This is a genomic window from Streptomyces rectiviolaceus, assembly GCF_039533825.1.
GTDB classification, from domain to species: Bacteria; Actinomycetota; Actinomycetes; order Streptomycetales; family Streptomycetaceae; genus Streptomyces; species Streptomyces rectiviolaceus.
In genome coordinates this window covers 1-3029 of sequence record NZ_BAAAUG010000287.1, presented here as the reverse complement: position 1 = coordinate 3029, position 3029 = coordinate 1, and the positions used below count along the sequence as shown (strand labels likewise).

At 69.8% G+C, this 3029-nt stretch carries 3 protein-coding genes; 2 read left to right on the top strand and 1 reads right to left on the bottom strand.

Annotated features, from left to right (window positions below):
• Together mobF and ABD378_RS44065 are read left to right on the top strand one after the other, a co-directional pair.
• A partial coding sequence (gene mobF / locus ABD378_RS44070) for a MobF family relaxase (protein WP_344531179.1) occupies positions 1 to 1324 on the top strand: 1324 nt, incomplete at its 5' end.
• Positions 1258 to 1560: a hypothetical protein gene (locus ABD378_RS44065; protein WP_344531177.1), complete on the top strand. Its 303-nt coding sequence runs from the start codon at positions 1258 to 1260 to the stop codon at positions 1558 to 1560. The genes mobF and ABD378_RS44065, both read left to right, overlap by 67 nt.
• 717 nt (positions 1561 to 2277) lie before the next feature.
• Here the strand turns inward: ABD378_RS44065 and ABD378_RS44060 are convergent.
• On the bottom strand, positions 2278 to 2601 hold the full coding sequence (locus tag ABD378_RS44060) for an RHS repeat-associated core domain-containing protein (protein WP_386542717.1): 324 nt from the start codon (positions 2599 to 2601) through the stop codon (positions 2278 to 2280).
• Positions 2602 to 3029: the final 428 nt, after the last annotated feature.

The window sequence follows — 3029 nt, the reverse complement described above, 5'->3', positions numbered from 1 at the left end:
GCAGCCGACGGTCTACCTGTTGTGGGCGTTCGGGGATGACGAGACCCGGCGGGTGATCGAGGCCGCGCACGAGCGGGCGATCGAGCGGGTGCTGGAGTGGATCGAGGACCAGGTGGAGGTGATCCGTTTCGGCAAGGACGGCATCTACCAAGTCCGGCCGCCTGGCGGGCTGGTCGCCGCCCGCTTCCGCCACTACGAGGCGCGCTCTGGTATGCCGCTGCTCCATGACCATCTGCTGCTGTCGGTGAAGGGGCAGCGCCTGGACGGGAAGTGGGGTTCGGTCCACTCAACGGTCATGTTCGAGAACACCGTCGCCTGCTCCGCTCTCTACAACGAGACCGTGATGATGGAGGTGTGCCAGGCACTGGGGCTGGCCTCCGAGCCGCGCACCGTCACCGCCGGACGTCGCCCGGTGATGGAGATCGCCGGGGTGCCGCACGAGCTGATCCGCTGGACCTCACGGCGCAGCGATCAGATAGCGGCCTGCCGGGCAGAGCTGGAGCACGAGTACGTCACCGCCGTCGATGACGACGGCAACTGGAAGTTCGCGCCCGAGGTCTCCGAGCGGGCCCGCGCCAAGCTGAACCAGATCGCGGCGAGGATGACCCGCCCGCCCAAGCAGCAGACCCGGCCGCTCGCGCAGCTGCGCGCGTGGTGGAAGACCAGCGCGATCCTCACCTCCGGCGTGAGCGTCGACGTCATCAACTCCCTCCTCGAGTACGCCCGCGCCGCGGCGGCCGCGATCCGGTCCCGGGTCGCCGCTGTGGTCGACGTCGCCCTGGCGGCCGTCGACGTCACCGCGATGGTGTTCGTGATGAACAAGGACGGCTTCTTCCACCGCCGGCACCTGCTCGCCGAAGCCCGCCGGCACCTCGCTCTGGTCCTGCGCGGCCGCCGCCGCGAACCGGGCCTGGACCAGGACATCGTGGAGGAAGCCATCGCCACGCACTGCCTGGACATCAGCGAGTCAACGACGCAGCGCGGCCACAGGCCGGCCTACCGCCTCTACACCGCCCGATGGTCACTGACCGACCCACCGTCCAACCGCCGCCCACCAGACGCTGCACCCGAGACCGAGGCCGGCCCCGGCGACCCGGACACGCCCCGCCTGCCCCTGGAGCCGGGGGAGTGGGACATCCCGCGCGTCCCGCTCCCATACGACCGCGCGGTCATCGCCTCCACCGTCCTCAGCACCCGGCTGCGCGCCGCACCGGCCGCGCCCTGTACGACGACGTCGTGGCGCACCAGCAGGCCGCGATGCCCGAGCAGCTCCGCATCCCGCTCCCCGACGCCGACTCCGAGCCCCCTTCGGCACGCGGCATGACGGCGCTGCGGGCCCTGCAGGAGTCCCGCACGGACGTGGACGCCCTGGACTTCACCGACGAGCAGCTGCGCCACGTGCAGGACGCCTACACGAAGGCCCGCGAGGGAGCACGCGCGAGGGCGAAGAAGTACGCCGACCCAGACGCCCCCGCATCGCACCCGGTCCGCGAGGACGATCAGCGGGCGCACCGCACCCAGCAGCCGGATCCGCACCGCAGGCCAGAAGCCGGCCGCTGAGCGCACCACGATGTTGCGCGCCCGATGCGGCCGGTGCCCACCGAGGATGTCGTGCACTTCCCACGCGAGTGCACGACACCGGACCGCAGTGCGCGAGATCGCAGGTGACGATGTCGCGCATCCCTCGGTGCACACTGGAGCGTTTCTCCTTGACCACGGCCGTGGTCAAGGAGAAACGCACCGCACCGTCCGCACTCGATGCGCGGCATCCGGTGCGGTCGGTGCGCACCGGTCCGCCCGGCGGTGCGCACCGGCCAGTGTTCCGGCGCGCACTCGGTGCACAGCCGGTGCGCACCGACCTCCTTCCGCGCACCTGGACGGCGAGAACGGCGGCACGGACACGGTGCCGGCGTTCACGCCCATCACGACAAGCTGCGCCAAGACCTCGTCGAGACGGAGTGCGGCCCTGACGGCCGCCGCCCGGACCAGCCGACGACCGTTGGCGGCCGGAACCCGCCCCGGCCCTGCTGCGCAAGCCGGCCGGGGGGAGAGGTGAAGGTGCGGCACGCGGACCGCCCCCCCACCGTGCGGAGCGAGGCTAGCCCCGGAACCGTCGAACAGCCACGATCGAGAGCCAGGCAACTGTCAATGCGGCTCCCTCAGCCATCCAGACCACTCCGACGCTGAACCCGGTAAGGGCGTTGACTGCGAAGCCGATACCGGCCAAAGCGAAGAGCACAGCGATAGCGATGACTCTCGCTTTGGTCGGGGTAGACATCAGAAGGCTTCCTTGAAGAACTCGTAGGACGCCCCTGCCGCGCCGAGAGCTATTCCGGCCTCAGCGACAGTGGGTATGCAGCCCACCACGGTCACGCATGCGGGGGCGGTAGTCACCGCGGCAGCCCCAGCGGCTACGGCGACCAGGCCCGACCCCACACCTTGCAGGAAGTTCCCGACGGAGAACAGACCGCTGGGGTCGATGCGGTTGGTGGGGTCGCCGGACGCGTAGAGGTAGGGGTTGGTCTCCAGGCCGGAGGGGTCGGGCTGAGTGAAGCGGCCGACGTTCGGGTCGTAGAAGCGGGCCTCGTTAGGCAGCCGCACCCGGCCTACGCTGAACTCATGCCGAAGGAATCTCGCGAGGCCAAGCGGGCACGGAAGGCGTCGGCCAAAGCAGCCGCGAGGGCCCGCGCTGCTCGCATCCAGGCCGGTGAAATCCCCGACTACCTGCAAGGGCCGCCCCAACACAAGCAGGTCCAGGCCCCGGCCGAGCAGCCCGCCAGGGCACTCGTTCCCCCGAGGAACACTCCACTTCAACCACGGGACCGGGAACAGTACGCGGACAACGCGCCACCGGTGTGGGTAAGGGGTGTATCCCGTGCCAAAGATGACTAGCGGCCCGGCTCGACCATGGCATCCGGGGATGACCACGGCCTCGAAAGAAGACATCCAGCACATGCGGCCGAAGCAACGGAACAAGTACCGCCGTCTCGGCTTCACATGGGCAGAGATCAAGAAGATCGATCGCGCAA

Coding starts and splice junctions, on each gene's coding strand:
- ABD378_RS44065 (WP_344531177.1), top strand. CDS start 1,258: ATGCCCGAGCAGCTCCGCATCCCGCTCCCCGACGCCGACTCCGAGCCC.